Annotated in this window: 14 protein-coding genes and 4 pseudogenes; 10 read left to right on the forward strand and 8 right to left on the reverse strand. The window is 68.1% G+C overall.

What is annotated here, in order from left to right:
* The first annotated feature begins 46 nt into the window (after positions 1–46).
* A complete protein-coding gene (locus OHO83_RS01405) occupies positions 47–604 on the forward strand; it encodes a hemerythrin domain-containing protein (RefSeq protein WP_266679741.1) in 558 nt (185 codons plus the stop codon).
* Between the two features lie 184 nt (positions 605–788).
* Here OHO83_RS01405 and OHO83_RS01410 read toward each other — a convergent pair whose 3' ends face one another.
* Complete coding sequence (locus OHO83_RS01410) at positions 789–1,250, reverse strand: ANTAR domain-containing protein (RefSeq protein ID WP_330280700.1); 462 nt, start codon at positions 1,248–1,250, stop codon at positions 789–791.
* 292 nt (positions 1,251–1,542) lie between these two features.
* Between OHO83_RS01410 and OHO83_RS01415 the strand changes: the two genes are divergently transcribed.
* Together OHO83_RS01415 and OHO83_RS01420 are read left to right on the forward strand one after the other, a co-directional pair.
* Positions 1,543–1,986 (forward strand): RrF2 family transcriptional regulator, encoded by a 444-nt coding sequence (locus OHO83_RS01415; protein ID WP_266679739.1) that lies wholly within the window; start codon positions 1,543–1,545, stop codon positions 1,984–1,986.
* A gap of 83 nt (positions 1,987–2,069) precedes the next feature.
* Positions 2,070–3,269, forward strand: coding sequence for a globin domain-containing protein (locus OHO83_RS01420; protein ID WP_266679737.1), 1,200 nt, complete (start codon positions 2,070–2,072; stop codon positions 3,267–3,269).
* A gap of 455 nt (positions 3,270–3,724) precedes the next feature.
* Here the strand turns inward: OHO83_RS01420 and OHO83_RS01425 are convergent, their stop codons facing one another.
* Both OHO83_RS01425 and OHO83_RS01430 read right to left on the reverse strand, forming a co-directional pair.
* Positions 3,725–4,264 carry a hypothetical protein gene (locus tag OHO83_RS01425; protein ID WP_266679735.1) on the reverse strand — a complete coding sequence of 180 codons (540 nt, stop codon included), beginning with the start codon at positions 4,262–4,264 and terminating at the stop codon, positions 3,725–3,727.
* Between the two features lie 203 nt (positions 4,265–4,467).
* Complete coding sequence (locus tag OHO83_RS01430; RefSeq protein WP_266679733.1) at positions 4,468–4,773, reverse strand: 4a-hydroxytetrahydrobiopterin dehydratase; 306 nt, start codon at positions 4,771–4,773, stop codon at positions 4,468–4,470.
* Positions 4,774–5,102: 329 nt separating this feature from the next.
* Between OHO83_RS01430 and OHO83_RS01435 the strand changes: the two genes are divergently transcribed.
* The gene (locus OHO83_RS01435; RefSeq protein WP_266680292.1) at positions 5,103–5,633 is read left to right on the forward strand and encodes an SDR family oxidoreductase; all 531 of its coding nucleotides are present in this window, start codon (positions 5,103–5,105) and stop codon (positions 5,631–5,633) included.
* A gap of 38 nt (positions 5,634–5,671) precedes the next feature.
* Here the strand turns inward: OHO83_RS01435 and OHO83_RS01440 are convergent, their stop codons facing one another.
* Positions 5,672–6,805 carry a PP2C family protein-serine/threonine phosphatase gene (locus OHO83_RS01440; RefSeq protein ID WP_266679731.1) on the reverse strand — a complete coding sequence of 378 codons (1,134 nt, stop codon included), beginning with the start codon at positions 6,803–6,805 and terminating at the stop codon, positions 5,672–5,674.
* Positions 6,806–7,282: 477 nt separating this feature from the next.
* Here OHO83_RS01440 and OHO83_RS01445 point away from each other — a divergent pair, with 477 nt between their 5' ends.
* Positions 7,283–7,597 carry a hypothetical protein gene (locus tag OHO83_RS01445; RefSeq protein WP_330278493.1) on the forward strand — a complete coding sequence of 105 codons (315 nt, stop codon included), beginning with the start codon at positions 7,283–7,285 and terminating at the stop codon, positions 7,595–7,597.
* A 184-nt stretch (positions 7,598–7,781) separates the two neighbouring features.
* The gene (locus OHO83_RS01450; RefSeq protein WP_266679727.1) at positions 7,782–9,461 is read left to right on the forward strand and encodes an FAD-dependent oxidoreductase; all 1,680 of its coding nucleotides are present in this window, start codon (positions 7,782–7,784) and stop codon (positions 9,459–9,461) included.
* Positions 9,462–9,605: 144 nt separating this feature from the next.
* Here OHO83_RS01450 and OHO83_RS01455 read toward each other — a convergent pair whose 3' ends face one another.
* Complete coding sequence (locus tag OHO83_RS01455; RefSeq protein WP_266679725.1) at positions 9,606–11,438, reverse strand: glycoside hydrolase family 15 protein; 1,833 nt, start codon at positions 11,436–11,438, stop codon at positions 9,606–9,608.
* Positions 11,439–11,758: 320 nt separating this feature from the next.
* Between OHO83_RS01455 and OHO83_RS01460 the strand changes: the two genes are divergently transcribed.
* The 3 genes and pseudogenes from OHO83_RS01460 (at position 11,759) to OHO83_RS01465 (ending at position 13,784) form a co-directional block, all read left to right on the forward strand.
* The gene (locus OHO83_RS01460) at positions 11,759–12,451 is read left to right on the forward strand and encodes a HemK2/MTQ2 family protein methyltransferase (protein WP_266679723.1); all 693 of its coding nucleotides are present in this window, start codon (positions 11,759–11,761) and stop codon (positions 12,449–12,451) included.
* A 43-nt stretch (positions 12,452–12,494) separates the two neighbouring features.
* Positions 12,495–12,605 (forward strand): annotated as a pseudogene (locus tag OHO83_RS46865) (CDGSH iron-sulfur domain-containing protein); the annotation flags it as partial.
* Positions 12,606–12,731: 126 nt separating this feature from the next.
* Positions 12,732–13,784: an iron-containing redox enzyme family protein gene (locus tag OHO83_RS01465; protein WP_266679721.1), complete on the forward strand. Its 1,053-nt coding sequence runs from the start codon at positions 12,732–12,734 to the stop codon at positions 13,782–13,784.
* Between the two features lie 103 nt (positions 13,785–13,887).
* Here the strand turns inward: OHO83_RS01465 and OHO83_RS01470 are convergent.
* Positions 13,888–14,058 (reverse strand): annotated as a pseudogene (locus tag OHO83_RS01470) (HAD family hydrolase); the annotation flags it as partial.
* Between the two features lie 152 nt (positions 14,059–14,210).
* Here OHO83_RS01470 and OHO83_RS01475 point away from each other — a divergent pair.
* A pseudogene (locus OHO83_RS01475) lies at positions 14,211–15,353 on the forward strand (RNA-guided endonuclease InsQ/TnpB family protein).
* A gap of 31 nt (positions 15,354–15,384) precedes the next feature.
* On the opposite strand, the pseudogene OHO83_RS01480 reads toward OHO83_RS01475, so the two are convergent.
* Together OHO83_RS01480 and OHO83_RS01485 are read right to left on the reverse strand one after the other, a co-directional pair.
* A pseudogene (locus OHO83_RS01480) lies at positions 15,385–15,901 on the reverse strand (HAD family hydrolase); the annotation flags it as partial.
* Positions 15,902–16,253: 352 nt separating this feature from the next.
* A complete protein-coding gene (locus OHO83_RS01485; protein ID WP_266680290.1) occupies positions 16,254–16,580 on the reverse strand; it encodes a plasmid stabilization protein in 327 nt (108 codons plus the stop codon).
* Between the last annotated feature and the right edge of the window lie 498 nt (positions 16,581–17,078).

Here is a 17,078-nt window from a genome sequence, read left to right on the forward strand (position 1 = left end):
AAGGCCCTGCTGCTTCGCAGCGCAATCCACCGAGGAGGAACCGGCTATGGGACACGGCGGAAACGTGATCGTCGAACTGACGACGGACCACCGAGAGGTCGACTCGCTGTTCGCCCAGATCGAGGCCCAGCCCGTGGGCGCCAAGCAGCGCCGGGAGCTGGCCGACGATCTGACCGTTGAACTGGTCCGTCACTCCGTCGCCGAGGAGGAGTACCTCTACCCGGCCGTCCGCAGGTTCGTCGACGGCGGGGACGACCTGGCGGACAAGGAACTCGAGGATCACGCCGTCGTCGAACGCCTCCTGAAAGACCTCGAGGGCCGCGAAGCCGACGACGACCAGTTCAACCATCTCGTCGCGAAGCTGAAGCTCGAGGTCAGCGCCCACGTGCGCGACGAGGAGAACCGGCTCTTCCCCCTCCTCGAAGCCTCCTGCACGCCCGAAGCGCTCGATGACCTCGGAGACAAGATCCGCAAGGCGAAGAAGACAGCCCCCACCCGGCCCCACCCGGCCGCGCCGACCACCCCGCCCGCGAACAAGATCGTCGCCACGGGCACCGGACTCGTCGACCGCGCACGCGACCTCCTCACCGGCCGAAACCACTGACGTCCTTGCTGGGAGTGGCCTGCTCGGCGCGCAGCCGCACACCGCGTTTCCGAGCGGGCGAACGGTTCGGACGGCGCCTCGCACTCACCATGGCCTTGGGGGCCCGTCCGGCGTTCGCTCTGACGGTAGGCGGATCGGGCCGACGTAATCCGTGAAGTGCCTGGCCCCCTTCTGTCCGCTCCGGCTATCCCGGCGCGTGCGACGGCCCGCGGTCTTCCTGGGAGGGTTCGGCAGCGAACTCACTCTCCGTCCCTGTCCGCTCGGGGTCAGGGACGGGGCTCGTCCCTTCTCGAGGGCGCGTGTGCGTTGAGGGCCGGCCCGCTTCTCCTGCGCGTTGGGCGAGCTGCCGGTCCAGCTCGCGGCGGATGTCCGAACACAGCGCTCCGCTCTGCCCCCACTCGATCAGCAGTTCGGCTACGTGACACAACTTGATGTTGGTGCGCATCGAAACCTCGCGCAACACGTCCCACCCCTCCGCCGGTGAAAGCTGCCCGACGGCGACGAGTACGCCGATCGCCTGGTCAACAATCGTGTACGAGCGCACCGCCTGGTGGAGCTGATCGACCTCGCTCTCCAGCGCCTCCAGTCGCTGCGCCTTACCCCCGGCACTCGGTTCGATGTCATCGCGGTCACGTGCGGGTGTCATCAAAGGCCTCCTGCATAGGCGACTCGGTGGACTCATGTGGCCTCGCTGTGCGCTTCCCGGGCGGGGCGCCGCACACCCCGTCCGCCGGTGTTGCTGTCGCCCTCATGGCTCGCGGTGTTGCGGGGGCGTGCAGGTCGGTTCGAAGAAGATCGTGTTGCACGGTGTGGTTCGTGACTACGCGACCGGCACTGCTCCTCCCCCGGCGCGCACCGAGCGTCACGTGGCGTAATCCACATCGCTCACAGGCCCCGCTAAATAGGAATCTAGTAAGCGTATTTGTTAGCGTCACCTCATGCGGCTGACGAAGTTCACCGATCTGGCCCTGCGTGCCGTGATGCGCCTGGCGGTCTCCGAGCAGGCAGGCCCCCTCACCACCCGCGAGGTGGCGGAGGCCATGGACGTGCCCTACGCGCACATGGCCAAGGCAATCACCCGGCTGCAGCACCTCGGCGTGCTGGAAGCCCGGCGGGGCCGCGGCGGCGGGCTCGGGCTGACCGGCCTGGGCCGTCAGGCGTCGGTGGGCTGGCTGGTAAGAGAACTGGAGGGCCAGGGCGAGGTCGTCGCATGCGACGGCGATCCGCCGTGCCCGCTGCGCGGGGCCTGCCGACTCCGTCGCGCCCTGGCCGACGCGCAGGAGGCGTTCTACGCCTCGCTCGACACCCTGACCGTCGCCGACCTGGTGGCCTCACCCACGGGACCGGTCCTCATCGGACTGACCGGGCGCCGCGCCGAGTAGTCCGACCCTCCGATCTGCGCCCTGTCAGGCGCCGATCACTCACACATCTAAATGCGAAGATCATTCACCAATTAGGAGTCACTGTGCTCTCCGAGCAGTCAACCCCGGTCATCCGCACCACGCTGCCGGTCGTCGGCGCCGCCATCGGTGATATCGCCGAGCTGTTCTACGCCAAGCTCTTCGACGACCGACCCGAGCTTCTGCGGGATCTGTTCAACCGGGGAAACCAGGACAGCGGGGAACAGCAGAAGGCCCTGGCCGGCTCCATCGCGGGCTTCGCGAGCATGCTGGTGGAGCACCCCGAGGCCCGGCCGGACGCGATGCTCGCCCGGATCGCCAACAAGCACGCGTCGCTCGGCATCACCTCCGACCAGTACAAGCTGGTCCACCAGCACCTCTTCTCAGCCATCGGTGATGTCCTCGGCGAGGCCGTCACCGAGGAGGTCGCAGCCGCCTGGGACGAGGTCTACTGGCTGATGGCCAACGCGCTGATCGCCATCGAGGCCCGCCTGTACCAAAGCTCCGGTACGGCCGAGGGCGAGATCTGGCATCAGATGGAGATCGCCGAGAGGCGGGAGGAGACCCCCGACACCGTCTCCCTCGTCCTGCGCCGCGCCGACGGCCGCCCGACGGGCTCCTTCCGCCCGGGCCAGTACGTCAGCGTCCAGGTCCAACTGCCCGACGGTGCACGGCAGATACGCCAGTACAGCCTTTCGTGCGCCCCGGGCGGCCCGCAGTGGCGCATCACCGTCAAGCGCGTCCGTGGAGCGGCGGCGCCGGAGGGCGATGTCTCCTCCTGGCTCCACGAGCACGCCCGGGTGGGCCACAGTCTCACCGTCTCCGCCCCGTTCGGTGACCTTGTCCTGCCCGAAGACGACGGGCCGCTGCTGCTGGCGTCCGCCGGCGTGGGTGTCACACCGATGCTGGCCATGCTCAACCACCTCGCCGCCGAGGCAACACCCCGAACTGTGACGGTGGTTCACGCCGACCGCACCCCCGGCGACCACGCCCACCGGGAGGAGCAGCACCGACTCGTCCAGGCACTCCTGAACGCCACGCTGCACCTCTGGTACGAGGAGCCGGGCGCCGAGGTGAGGCCCGACGCGGCCACCGGCCGGGCCGACGTGACCACGCTCGACCTGCCCCAGGGAACTACGGCATATCTGTGCGGCCCGCTGCCGTTCATGCGCGCGGTACGCAGTGACTTGCTGCGTCGGGGGCTGCCCGCGGCGTCAATCCACTACGAGGTCTTCGGCCCGGACCTGTGGCTGGGCGGGGAGTGAGCCGACGCCGACGTCAGCTGGAGCCGGGCCGGCGGAAGAAGAAGCTCGGGTTCACGCGATCCTTGGGCTGCGGGTACAAAGCCGAAGGTCGACGCACGCAATGGACATGACCGAGGGGGCCACAGTCGGTGCCGTGTCCTTCGCGTGGCTCGGGATGGTCCTGGCGCTCTCTTTCCCGAAGCGCCGTTGAACTTCGGCTCCCGCAGGCACCCCCTGCTTTTCTGCCGGAACGTCGACTCCTGCGAGCTTTGCTCCTGTCCGTCGGCTGCCGCTCCGGCGGCACAAGGATCAGACGCGTCTACGTGTGTCCTTGCGGGCCAACCGCCTGAAACGGGAGACCGAACGCTTCCCTGGAGAGTTCGGCAGTGAGCCCACCCTCCGTCCCCGCCTTCTGCGGGTCGGGGCAGGGTCCATCCGACGACACAGAGACGACACGGACAAGGCCGTGGCCTATCTCAGGCGGTCAGACGCTGACCTGTGGTGAGGCGCTGGACCAGCCCGGCGCGGTGCATCTCGGTTATCGGCGCCACGAGATCCGGGTGCCGCAGCAGAGCAGCTGCCCTGCGGCCGCGGTCATCCGGGTCCGTCAGACGCCGGAAATCAACAGTTGCCCCAGCGGTATGGCTGGTGTCGGCGAGTGCGGCGACCGCCTTGGCGGCCAGTTCCGGATCAGCCAGCAGACATGCGGCCCAGCTGACGACGACCTCGTCCACCCAAGTACGCCATGCGTCCTCGTCCGAACTGTCGGTCTCCATCCCGTATGCGCTTCCGTCCACGCCCACGACCTGGTCGAGCCGGTCGGAACCTCCGGTGCCGGCCACTCCCACCAGCGCGGCGTCCATGGGCGTCGGGTAGCGCAGCCATGCCGCGACCGTCACGGCCTGCCTGGCCTGCACCTCACACAAGGCAGAGTCCAGCGCGCTGCCACCCGACGGGTAGGAACGCGTCAACCATTGAGCGGTCGCCGCTATGAGCGGGGAGAGATCTGCGAACACCGGACCGTCCGAATTACTGAGGGGAACGTGAACCAACACGCTAGACCTCGGTATCCAGAGGCGAAATGACCCAGAACACGACAGGAAAGTGGACTACGCCACACGACCCGACCGTGTGCCGCGCGGTGAGCACCACGCGACACACGGTCCAGGCAAAACAGTCAAGCGGTCCCCGGCGAGAGCCGGACCCCCGGACGCCGAACTTACGCGTTCCCGCGCACGTGCGAGCCTGCCGCCGTCTCGATGCGGTGAGCCAGCTCGACGTCCACATCGGTGAGGCCGTCGTCGCCGCGAATCACGAAAGTTACTTGCTTGCCACGAATGTCGACGTCGGGGCAGCGGGCAAGAGTGTTGACGTCGTAGACGACATCTCCGACGACGTTGACAGCCGTGGCGAAGTCGTACACCTCGACGGTGCGGCGCAATGTGTCGCCTTCGCGGAGCCAGTACACCATGTGAGCGTTGGACATTCTCTTGTCGATCTCGGCGTCGTCGAGTCGGTTTGCCACGATGTCTCTCCTAAAGGTGCGGTCACCGCATACGGTGCCCTCCCCCGTGAGTGCCGAGCCGCCACGACACGGCCGGAATCCGGGACCGACCCGCCTGCGATCTCCGAGGTGCCCCCGGAGGTGAGGACTTCGCGGGTGGTCGGGTTCTTGATCCGGCGGCTTCCTGCCGCCCCATTCTCCGCACTCTGTTCCGTGCGCCGGACTGCCCGTGCCCTGCGATGTCGGGGCTGCGATTCCTTGACGTCTTCATTCTTCTGCGGAGTGACGGCGCCCTTTCCACTGCGCCGCAGCTCGGGTGGCTATGGATGCGACGGTCCACTTCTTCCATAATGCTCTGCTGTTCCGTCGGCGTGCACCTGCGAGCTCCCCATACGAGCCTTCAATACGCGCCCCACCTCTGTTCAGCCCCCGTGTCACACACCCCCCTGGGAGGATCCGCACGCGGGCGAACGTATTCACCCGGGCAGGTCTCTTACGCGGCTCTCGGATATCCGGGCCTCGTCGGTTCGCACGATGCGCAGTGGCCTCGGGACACCGCCCCGCTGCGCTGTGTAACAGTCGTCGACGGCGCGTGCCCGGCTTCCGCACCGGTTGCACCGCTGCCACGCGACATCCGCATCAACGTCCTCAGCCCCGGCACGGTCGACACAGAATCCCTCCGCAGCGCCCTGGCCATGGCACAAGACCCCGACGCCATTGCCACCCCCGTCCAGAAGATGGGCGAGGGCGACCCCACCGGCCGGATCGCCGAGCCCCGCGAGATGGGCACAGCCGCAGTCTTCCTCTCCAGTGACGCCTTCAGCGTCGTCACCGGCATCGAACATCGAACTCTTCGCCGACGGCGCATGGCCCAGATCTGACCGCCACCGCGAGCCGCACCACCTGCCGTCCGCCTGACCTACGGCGTCGGCTCGAGCCGCTCGATCGCGACCAGCGCCGCGTCGTCGCCGAGATGGCCACCCACGTACGCCTGCAGGTCGGCCCGCAGCCGGCCGAGCAGCGTCGACGGGTCGTCCCCGACCCAGGCCATGAGCCGTTCCGTCAGGGGATAGAAGGCGCGCGACTCGTCTCGGGCCTCGACGACTCCGTCCGTGTAGAGCAGGAGCACGTCGCCGACATCGAAGGGGAACGTATCCACCGTCGCCTCGGAGGAGAGGACGTCCGACAGTCCCAGCGGAGGGCTCGCGTCGCCCGCGTCGAGGGGGATCACCTGCCCCGCTCTCAGGAGGAGCGGCGGCGGGTGCCCACAGTTCACGAACCGTACCTGCGGCTCCCCATCGGGGATGTCGAGCACCAGCGCGGTGACGAAGGCCTCGTCCGTGTTGTCGTCGGCATCGGATCCTGCCCCTGTCACGCCCTCGGGCTCCTCCCTCGAGCCGACTCCCGCCTCCAGGTGCTTGATCAGGGCCGGCAGCTCCTTCTCGCGCCGAGCCATGACGCGGAAGGCGCCCAGGACGAGCGACGCTTCGCTGATCGCGTCGAACCCCTTACCTCTGGCGTCCCCGAACAGCAGTCGGGTACCGGACGCCGTACGGGCGGCCGCATACAGGTCGCCGCCCATCTGCGCCTCCTCCTCGGCTGCCAGGTAGATCGAAGCGATGCGCAACGGGCCCGCCCGGTGAGGGAGCGGACGCAGCACGACGCTCTGGGCGGCGTGGGCGATCGAGCGCAGCCGCTTCACTCTGCGGTCGTCCCGCTCGCGCAGATAGGCGAAGAAGGTCACGATGATCGAGATCAGGACCGTCGCGACGATCTGGTACATGTGGTTGAGGTCCGTGAGACTCGTGCGCGCGACCGCCACCGCCGACTGGGCGATCACCGCGACCGCACCCACGAAGGCCGTCATACGCGGCCCCGCGAACGACGCCGTCACCGCGGGCGCCGCGATCAGGAACGGCCCCATATGGACGTCGGGCGGCACCAGGACATCCACGACCGTGACCACCGCGATCAACGCGAAGGGCACGACGAGCAACAGCCTTCCACCGCGCCGTGACAGGTGCGGAGCGAAGACTCGGCGGCCGGGACCCATGTGAAAGGCATACCTCAGGTGACGGGGCATGTCCTGTTGCCGCCTGACCTCACGGCGCGGCACGTGGCATCGACGGATCCGCCGGGAGAGCCACAGCAGCTGCGCCGTGACGTGGTCGGCGGTCTCACTCACAGAGCGTTCAGCTCGCCGTCCGGGGGAAGACCAGTCGAAGCCGTTGAACCCCTCCGCCTTCGCGGAACATGAGCCGGGCGAGTGCGGGTGGGAAGGGGGTGGCTTTGTCGGCGGGGTGGGTGACATCCATCCCCCAGGCCAAGGTGTCGCAGCCAGGGCGCTGACCACATACGTTCACCGACTTGGGCAACCGCACCCCACCGCACATGGGACGGTAATCTCTGCGCTCGACTGGATGTTCCGCCGGGCGGTCGAAGGGTAGCGGCAATGGGGGTTGCGCGGCAGGTCAGGACTCAGTCGCAGTCGCAGTCGGAGAGAGCTCCGAGTCTGCTGCCGGCACTCGGAATGGCCATCGTGCTGGCCGCACTACTGGAACGCTGTCTGTCGCTGTTCGGTGGACCGGAGACGTACATACTCTGCGATGACCTTGTACAGCTGTCCAAACGACTCGACCACGAAGCAAGCGTGAACCGGTGGCTCCTCCTGACCAGCCTCGTGCTGTCCGTAGCCGCACTTGTCATCTCACGCGTACGCCGCGGAAGAGTTCTTCCCGTGCTCATGCTGACTTCGGTCCTGATCCTGGTGGTTCTGGCCGACGACCATGCGGCGCGCGCGGACGCCGTCGCCCTGCAGATCTCGACGTCTCAGACTTGCGACTAACCCACAAACCTCTACGACACTTCCCGAGGCTGGTTCAACTGGAATCCACTCGGCTCGGTGCTGTGACCGCATGAATTCGCCGGGCTCAGGCTGAGCGCCGCCGTTTCCTCACCTGCATGGGTGACAGACCGGGCGGACCAGCGGCACGGAGGATGGGCCCGGGATCAGATGGAGAGGGCGACGAATGGACGACCACGGACTGGGCGGAAATCCGGCGTGGACGCCGGTCGCGCTCCTCGCGCTCGAGCAGCTCGAGCGGCTCGGGGCGGTCGGTTCGAAGCACGCCACAGCCGCCGGGGACGTCCTCTTCGCGGCCGGCGACGCGTCCTACGACTTCTTCGTCGTTCTCGACGGGTCGGCGGACATCGTGGAACGGCTCGGTGAGGTGACCGAGCGGGTGGTCGCGTCGTACGGTCCGGGTGAGTTCCTGGGCGAGATCGGCATGCTCACCGGCGAACGCTCGAGACTCGCCGGGGTCATGCGGAGCGCGGGCCGGGTACTGCGCGTACCGCTGCGGCAGATCCAGATGTTGATGGCACAGGACACCGCCCTCAGCGACTTCGTTCTGCGGACCTTCCTCGAGCGCCGGGCGAACCTGTTGCGCAAGGGCGCCGGTCTCACACTGGTCGGGTCCCGGTACGACCCACGCTGCCGGGCGCTGCTGCAGTCGTTCTCGCGCAATCGGACCGCTGTCCATTGGCTGGACCTGGAGGAGCAACCCGAGGCCGAGGCGCTGCTGCAGGAACTTCGGGTGCCCGTCACGGACCTCCCCATCGTGCTCGTCCCGGGGCGGCCGATGCTGCGCAACCCGCAGCCGGCCGACATCGCCGCGGAGTTCGGGGAGCCACCCACCGAGGTCGACGATGACGACCGGGACGTCTGCGATCTGCTGGTCGTCGGAGGCGGACCGGGCGGCCTGGCAGCGGCTGTGTACGGCGCGTCGGAGGGGCTGCAGACGGCCCTGCTCGACGCGGCGGCCTTCGGAGGCCAGGCCGGCACGTCCTCGCGGATCGAGAACTACCTCGGTTTCCCGGCCGGTCTCTCAGGCGCCGAGCTCGCCGCACGTGGGACCGTGCAGGCGGCCAAGTTCGGCGTCCGGTTGCACCGCAACGCCCGCGCGGTGGCCTTCGCCGCCCGCACCGGCAGGCACCAGGTCACATGCGACGACGGGCGTGTGTTCAGCGGCCGGGACGTCATCATCGCGACAGGCGCCGAGTACCGGCGCCTGGCTGTTCCCGGAGCCGAGGCCTGGGAGGGAAGCGGCGTTCACTACGCCGCCACCGTGGCGGAGGCGCAGTCCTGCCTTGGCCATCCGGTCGCTGTCATCGGCGGTGCGAACTCGGCGGGCCAGGCCGCGATGTTCCTGTCCCGGACGTCCGATCCCGTGCATCTGCTGGTGCGGGGCCAAGATCTGGAACATTCCATGTCGCGCTACCTACTCGACGCCGTCGTGGCCAACCCGAAGATCCGAGTGTGGCTTCGGACCGAGGCGGTCTCCCTCGATGCGGGCTCGGCGGTCACCGCACTCGACGTCGTCGACCGGCCGACCGGCCGGCGTTCGCGCCTGGAGGTCGGCGCCGTGTTCGTCTTCATCGGTGCAACACCCTGCACCGGCTGGCTCGGCGGCCGGCTGGCGACGGATCGAGACGGGTTCCTCCTCACCGGACACGACCTCGCCGACACTTGGAAAGCCGACCGGGCACCACTGTCCTTCGAAACGAGTGAGCCGGGAGTGTTCTGCGTCGGCGACGCGCGCAGCGGCAGCGTGAAGCGGGTCGCCACCGCCGTCGGTGAGGGGTCCGCCGCCGTCCGGCTCATCTTCGAACGCCGAAGGCTGGACGGAGATCGTCACCTGTTCCTGTGAGGGCCGAGCACGGACGGAATCGGCACCAAGGAGCCCGGCGGCGATCTCCTGCTCGCAGGTGTCGAACGCCGACAGTGACAGTTCGTGCATCTCCGGCCCGCGCGGGCGGGCCTGCCTTCCCGGAGGCCAGGTCGGCCGTACGGCTCACCCGAGAACGCGGTCGAGGTTGAAGGCCGCGCTGATCAGCGAGAGATGAGTGAACGCCTGTGGGAAGTTGCCGAGTTGTTCTCCGGTCCGGCCGATCTCCTCGGCGTAGAGACCGAGGTGGTTGGCGTAGGTGAGCATCTTCTCGAAGGCCAACCGGGCTTCCTCCACGCGTCCGGCGCGGGCGAGCGCCTCGACGTACCAGAAGGAGCAGATCGAGAACGTGCCCTCGGAACCTCGCAGACCGTCCGGGCTGGCTTCAGGGTCGTAGCGAAAGACCAGCGAGTCGGAGACCAGGTCCGTCGTGAGCGCATCCAGGGTCGCGAGCCACTTGGGATCGGTGGGCGCGATGAATTTGGCCATCGGCATCATCAGCAGGGAAGCATCGAGCACGTCGTCGCCCAGCCCCTGGACGAACGCCCCGCGATTCACCGACCAGCCCTCTCGCATGATCTGCCGATAGATGGTGTCCCGGCTCTTCTGCCAGCGGGGAAGATCGGCCGGCAGCCCTCGCCGATTGGCCATCCGGATGGCTCGCTCGATCGCCACCCAGCACATCAGCCGCGAGTAGACGAAGTTCCTTCGGCCGTCTCGGATCTCCCAGATGCCCTCGTCGGGCTGATCCCAGTTGTCGCAGAGCCAGTCCACCAGAACGCCGACTTCGTCCCAGTGAGCGCTGCTGATGGGCCGCCCCCATTTGTCGTACAGGTAAATGGAATCGATCAGCGCCCCGTAGATGTCCAGTTGGAGCTGCTTGGTGGCGGCGTTGCCCACCCGCACGGGAGCGGATCCCAGGTGCCCCTCGAGGTGGAGCAGCTCGGACTCGGGCAGGTCACTGCGCCCGTCGATGCCGTACATGATCTGCAGCGGACCGGTGGGGCCGGTGCCCCGCATGATGCCCCGTTCGGACAGGAAGCCCATGAAGGCCTCGGCCTCCGTGGTGAATCCGAGGCGGAGCATGGCATAGACGCAGAAGGCGGCGTCCCGGATCCACACGTACCGGTAATCCCAGTTGCGCTCGCCACCGGCCTGTTCGGGCAGGCTGGTCGTCGGTGCGGCCACGATCGCACCGGTCGGCACGTAGGTGAGCAGCTTCAGCAGGAGCGCGGAGCGGTGCACCATCTCCCGCCACCGGCCGCGGTAGCGCGAGCGGCCCAGCCATTGACGCCAGAACCGGACCGTCGCCTCGAACTGCTCCTCCGCCTCGGCATGCGGACATCCCCGCGGGCGGACCTCATCGCCGATCTGGTCGAGGGCGAACACCACGGACTCGCCTTCGAGAAGCTTGAAGTGCGACCACACGTCCGTGCCGTCGCACTCGAGTGGCGCGGTGGAGGTCAGTGCCAGTGAGATCGACCGGCACTCGAAGATGGCCTCGTGGCCTTGCGTACGCACGGTGTGCGCTTCTGCCCCGTAGCCGAAGCGAGGAGCTACCCGCGCTCGGAACGGAAGGCTTCCCCGGACACCTATCACCCGCCGGATCAGCCGGTGCCGGGACGCCTCGCGCGACTCGTCGACGACCGGCATGAAGTCCTGGATCTCCGCCACCCCGTCGGCGGCGTAGAACCGTGTGATCAGCACGTTGGTGTCGGGGAAGTAGAACTGCCTCGTGCGCGTCGGCAGGTCCACGGCCAGCTCGAACGATCCGCCCTTGTCAGCGTCGAGAATGGAGGCGAACACACTCGGTGCGTCGAAGCGCGGGCAGCAGTACCAGTCGATGGTGCCGTTGGTCCCGACGAGCGCCGCGGTACGAAGGTCACCGATCAGACCGTGCTCGGAAATCGGCAGATAGCGCGACCCGTCCACTCGCCCGGATCCGTTCTCGAACTCCATGCCAGCCTCCCTACCGTTTCGCTGTTGGCAGGTGCGGAGGTCAAGACCTTCTGTTTCATCTTAGATCGCCCTCGGATTCCGGCACGGCGGAGCCGGGACGGGCTGAACGATCAACCATTCTCGACCAGTCTTCTGCTCCGTGCGATCAGCCCGCTCACGCCCGCCCAGAGGCAACGCCTGAACCCCGTTGAACCCCTTCACGTGTGGATCCCGTCTCGTAGGGCACTCGGTGTCACACCAGTCAAAGACGGCGCATCCACCGCGTGCGATCCATGTGCTAGCCAGCCACGGTCGCGCGTCCCACGGATCGGAGACAGCCGATGGCTCCACAGGCACCGGCACTGGCCCAGGCGCCCACACCCACGCCCCGCCTGCTCCGCCCGCCCGGTGTGTACGCACCGCAGTGCGACACCCGGATACTCACCGGCGCGCTGTACCGGGAGCCCATCGGTCCCGGCACCGACGTGCTGGACATGGGGAGCGGGACCGGGGCCCTGGCCCTGCACGCCGCAAGGCGGGGCGCCCGTGTGACCGCCGTCGACATCTCCTGGGCCGCTGTGTGGACCACCCGTTTCAACGCGCTGCTGTCCCGGCAGCGTGTCACCGTACGACACGGGGACCTGACCACCGCGGTGCGCGGACACACCTACGACCTCGTCATCAGCAATCCGCCCTACGTCCCGTCTCCGTCGGACGGCCCGCCACGTCGTGGCAGGGCCCGTGCATGGGACGCGGGGGCCGACGGGCGGGCCTTGCTGGACCTCATCTGCGACACCGCCCCTGGCTCCCTGAGAGCCGACGGTGTTCTGCTGCTCGTGCAGTCGGCTCTGTCCGGAACCGACGTCACCCTGGATCGGCTCACCGGAGCGGGGCTGTACGCCGAGGTCGTCGACAGGGCCCGCATCCCGTTCGGACCGGTGCTCCGTTCGCGTACGCCCTGGCTGCGCGGGCGCGGACTCGTGGGCGAGGAGCACAGGGAAGAGCTGGTGGTCATCCGTGCCACACGCATCTGAGCGACCGCGCCGTGTCACCGTCGACCCGGGCGGCCCACTGCTCGTGGAGGGCCCCGTCGAGGTCGTAGCCGCCGATGGGACGGTGTCCGTCTCGCACCGGTTCACCGTCGCGATATGCACCTGCCGGCGCAGCCGCACCTTCCCGTGGTGTGACACCAGCCATCGCAGTCGCACCAAGTCACGGACTACGGCGGACGCGGGGGCCAAGGGCCCGCTCCCCAAAGGGGCTTCTGCCACCACGGAGCCGCGGCCGATTCATGTGGCCGGGAGCGATCCGATCATGAATCCTGACAGCCGGGAGCCCCGCCGCCGGCCGACGCTCCCCCAGCCGCGCGGCGACATCTCGCGCCACGTCATCGACGCACTTCGAGGTGCGAGCACCACACCTGGCGTCGGGTCGCTGCCGCGGAGCACCGAGCCGTACGGGGACGACCTCCAACTCGCCCTGTACGTGCTCTACGAAATGCACTACCAAGGGTTCGCCGGTGTCGGGGACGCACTCGAATGGGACGCGGGTCTCCTGGCCCTGCGCGGTCTGCTCGAAGAACGTTTCCACAGTGCGCTGCGAGCCGACCTTCCGTCGCAGTCCGACGCGGAGGCCGCACTCGCACCTCTCCTTCTGGAGCCTGCCGGCCACGACGAATCGAGCGTGACCCACTTTCTGCAGAGGGACGGCACGGCGGAACAGCTCAGGGAGTACGCCGCGCTGCGGTCCCTCTACCACCTCAAAGAAGCCGATCCGCACGCGTGGGTCATCCCGCGCCTGCGCGGACGCGCCAAGGCCGGCATGGTGGCCATCGAGTTCGACGAGTTCGGCGCCGGGCGTCCCGAGAACATCCACGCCCAGCTCTTCGCCGACCTCATGACCGATCTCGGCCTGAACACCGACTACGGCCACTACGCCGACGCCGCTCCCGCGCAGGCGCTGGCCACCGTCAACGTCATGTCCCTGTTCGGTCTGCACCGCGCTCTGCGCGGAGCCCTCGTGGGCCACTTCGCCACCGTCGAAGTGACCTCCTCACCCGGCTCGCGACGACTTGCCGCAGCCCTGCGGCGCACCGGCGCCGGAGCGGCCGCGACACACTTCTACGACGAGCACGTGGAGGCCGACGCCGTCCACGAACAGATCGTGCGCCGCGAGGTCGTCGGCGGACTGCTGTCCGACGAACCGGCACTCGCCCCCGATGTCGCCCACGGTGTCGAGGCCACCGTCTTCCTCGAAGAACGCCTCGCCAGCCACCTCCTGGGAGCCTGGCGGAACAGCCGCAGCGCGCTGCGCACACCGCTTGATCCGGCTTCTGCGAGGCTGAAGCCACCTGACACGAGGGCATGAGTTCCCTCCAGCGCCGCCGAGTGCCCGACGGCGAGGGAGGGAGCTCATGGCTCGTACGGTCGGGTGCACGGTTGCAGTTGTTTCCAGCAGGTCAGCGCGTGCGTCAGAACTGTGTGGGCTTCATCTGGGAGAGGACGCTCGTGTCCAGTAGGCCGAGCAGGTCCGCAGGACCCTCGTACACGGCCTCGGCCCCCGCCTCTTCGAGGTCCGTACGCGGGATGCCCCCGCACAGTACGCCGACGGCGCGCACACCTGCCCTGGCGGCCGTCTTCATCGGGTTCCTCCGTGGATACCCCTGCCTTCAGGCAGGGGAGGAAACGGACTCCTGCGGAGCAGGGCAAGGTGGGGTCATTCGCCCCCAGGGCGAAAGGCCGTGCTCTGGCCCGCAGGTTTGGTCTCACACATCGGTCGCACTAGTTTGTGAGCGTGGCCACGACTTGTGTGAAGCGGGCGTTCAAGTACCGCTTCTATCCGACCGATGCGCAGGCTGCCGCGCCCACGCTTCGGTGCGGGCGCGGCAGGAGCGGGTCAACTACAACGCCACCTCGGCCATGCTGACCGCATTGGAAGAAGACCGGGGAACTGGCGTTCCTCAACGACGTGTCGTCGGTGCCGCTCCAGCAGTGTCTGCGCCACTTGCAGGCGGCGTTCACCAACTTCTTCGCCAAGCGGGCCAAGTACCCGCGCTTCAAGTCGAAGAAGAAGTCGCGGAAATCTGCCGAGTACTCCACCAGCGGTTTCCGGTTCCGTGCCGGGGAGCTGACTCTGGCGAAGATGGCCCGGCCGCTGGACATCGTGTGGTCGCGCCCGCTGCCCGAGGGCGTGTCCCCGTCCACGGTGACCGTGTCGCAGGATGCGGCGGGGCGCTGGTTCGTCTCCCTGCTGTGCGAGGACCCGGCCATCGCGCCACTTGCCGCTGCTGATGCGGCAGTGGGAATCGACGTCGGTCTGGAGCATCTGCTGACTCTGTCCACCGGGGAGAAGATCGCCAACCCTCGGCACGAACGCCAGGACCGTGCCGCCCTCGCCCAGGCTCAGCGCCGCATGGCGAAGAAAGCGCCCGGCAGTGCGAACCGGGCCAGGGCCCGGCGCAAGGTCGCCAAGATCCACGCCCGCATCGCCGACCGTCGCCGCGACCACCTGCACCAACTGACCACTCGACTCGTTCGTGAAAACCAAACGATCGTGATCGAGGACCTGACCGTGCGCAACATGGTCAAGAACCGGAGACTTGCCCGCGCCATCTCGGATGCGGCGTGGTCGGACTTGCGGAGCATGCTGGAGTACAAGGCCGCCTGGTACGGGCGGGAAGTGATCGCGGTCGACCGCTTCTTCCCCTCGTCCAAGCTGTGCTCCCACTGCGGCACCGTGCAGGGCACGATGCCGCTCAACGTCCGCATCTGGACGTGTGAGTGCGGCACGACCCATGACCGGGACGTGAACGCGGCACGCAACCTTCTGGCCGCCGGGCTGGCGGTGACAGTCTGTGGAGCTGGTGTAAGACCTCAACGGAGTTCTCCGGGCGGGCAGTCGGCGACGAAGCAGAAAACCCCACGGCGCGAGCCGTAGGAATCCCCCTCCTTCAGGAGGGGGAGCATGTCAAGTCCCAGACCGTGTCTCCGACTCCGACGAACACCGCGTCGGAAGCGTCCGTCTCCGCCAGCTCAAGCGCGCGGTGGACCGGATCGGGGGCCGGCTTGCCCTCAGCCACGCCGTCGGCGCTCGCCACCCCCCACGATCACGTCGTCCGCGTTGATGGCACAGCGCAGCGCCTTCAGTTCCGGTCCCCCGGCCGAGGTCGCAAGAACGATGCGCCAGCCGCGGCCGGCCAGCTCCCGCAGCAGATCCTGGGCGCCTTCCAGCGGCGGCAGTCGATCGAAGTAGGTTCCGTACAACGTGGTGTGCGCTGAGCTGAGCCGGGCGTCCTGGTCCTGGTCACGGTCCTCGCCGAGGAGGTGCGCGAGCACGTCGTCGGAGCCGAGGCCGATCGCCCGGTGGATGTCATGCATCGTCACGTCGTGTCCAACCCGTCGCAGCGCCTCCCACCACGTCACCACATGCAGGTGGCTGGTGTCGACGAGCGTGCCGTCGACGTCGAACAGAGCCACGCGCGCCATGCGTTCCACGTCCTTCGATGCGTCTGGTCCGGGTTCGTCCTCGCCTTCCGATCGGCGGCGGTGGTCGGCCCGTCGCTTCCCGCCGCGGTGCCCCGCCCGAGGCCCGTGACATCTCGCGACTCCCGCCCGGCGCCGCCGGCCGGATACGCAGAGGTGGCTAGGCGGCCGACGCGACTGGATGGCGCCCGGCGCGGGACACGGGGTGCCCTTGCCGAGCCTGAGTCACTCCGCGTTCCGCGTGGGTGCTGCGGCTCGGCTCTGCCGCGACGCGAACCTGTCACGGTGTTGCGCGGCGAGGCCCCGCGACGAGACCGTCGAGAGCCGATGCTGGGGACTCCATACAGCCGAGTCGTCAGCGGCCGAGAGCCTTGCGCAGCTCCTGCTTGTTCATCGACGACCGCCCGTCGATGTTGCGCTTCTTCGCCTCTTCGTACAGCTGATCCTTCGTCGGCCCCTGCGCGCCGCTGTGCGAGCGTTCCCCGCCGCGCTGCGAGGCCGACTTCGGGTCCTGGGTGGAGGTCTTGCTCGCCGTCTTCGATTCGCCCGACCGCGCGCGCTCCTTGTTGACGGTACGCGCGGCGATCTCCTTCGCCCGGCTCTTCGAGGCACCACGCTCTTCGACGCTCTCCTTGATGTGCTCATACTGCCGTTCCCGCTTGGGACTTGAACCTCTGGGCATCATCTGCCTCCTTGCCGCTCAAGTGACGTCCGAGCATCGAGTACCCCGGCCCGTCGGCATCAAGAACACGGCAACCGAGCTTGCGTCGCAACAGCACACCCGGGGTCTTTGAGGGGCTTCAGCCGGAGCTCTCACACAGAGCCACCGACCTCCCCCGTCGCCCCCAAGGTGACGATCGAGCGCCAGATCAGCGTCCATGGACGGAAGGAGCGAGCACGACGTGCCCTGCCACGCTTCGTCGCGCCCTGAGCCAGTCGGCTGGGGAGCCCTCCCCGCAGAAACAGCCGTGACCTGCCCACATGCGGATCCACCCCGCCATGGTCGCCCACGCCGAGACATCGACCAGCGGCGAGCTTGGGCTCGGCACACCGGAGGCCTTCTGAGGGCCGACGAGTGCATCCACCCGGAGCGTCGACGAGCGCAACCGCGTCGGACGGTGGCCAGAAATCCAGCGCTGGCGTTCCGCGTGCCAAAGGAGCTCAACACTGCGGTGACGTT

It is taken from the genome of Streptomyces sp. NBC_00569, from assembly GCF_036345255.1.
Lineage (GTDB): Bacteria > Actinomycetota > Actinomycetes > Streptomycetales > Streptomycetaceae > Streptomyces.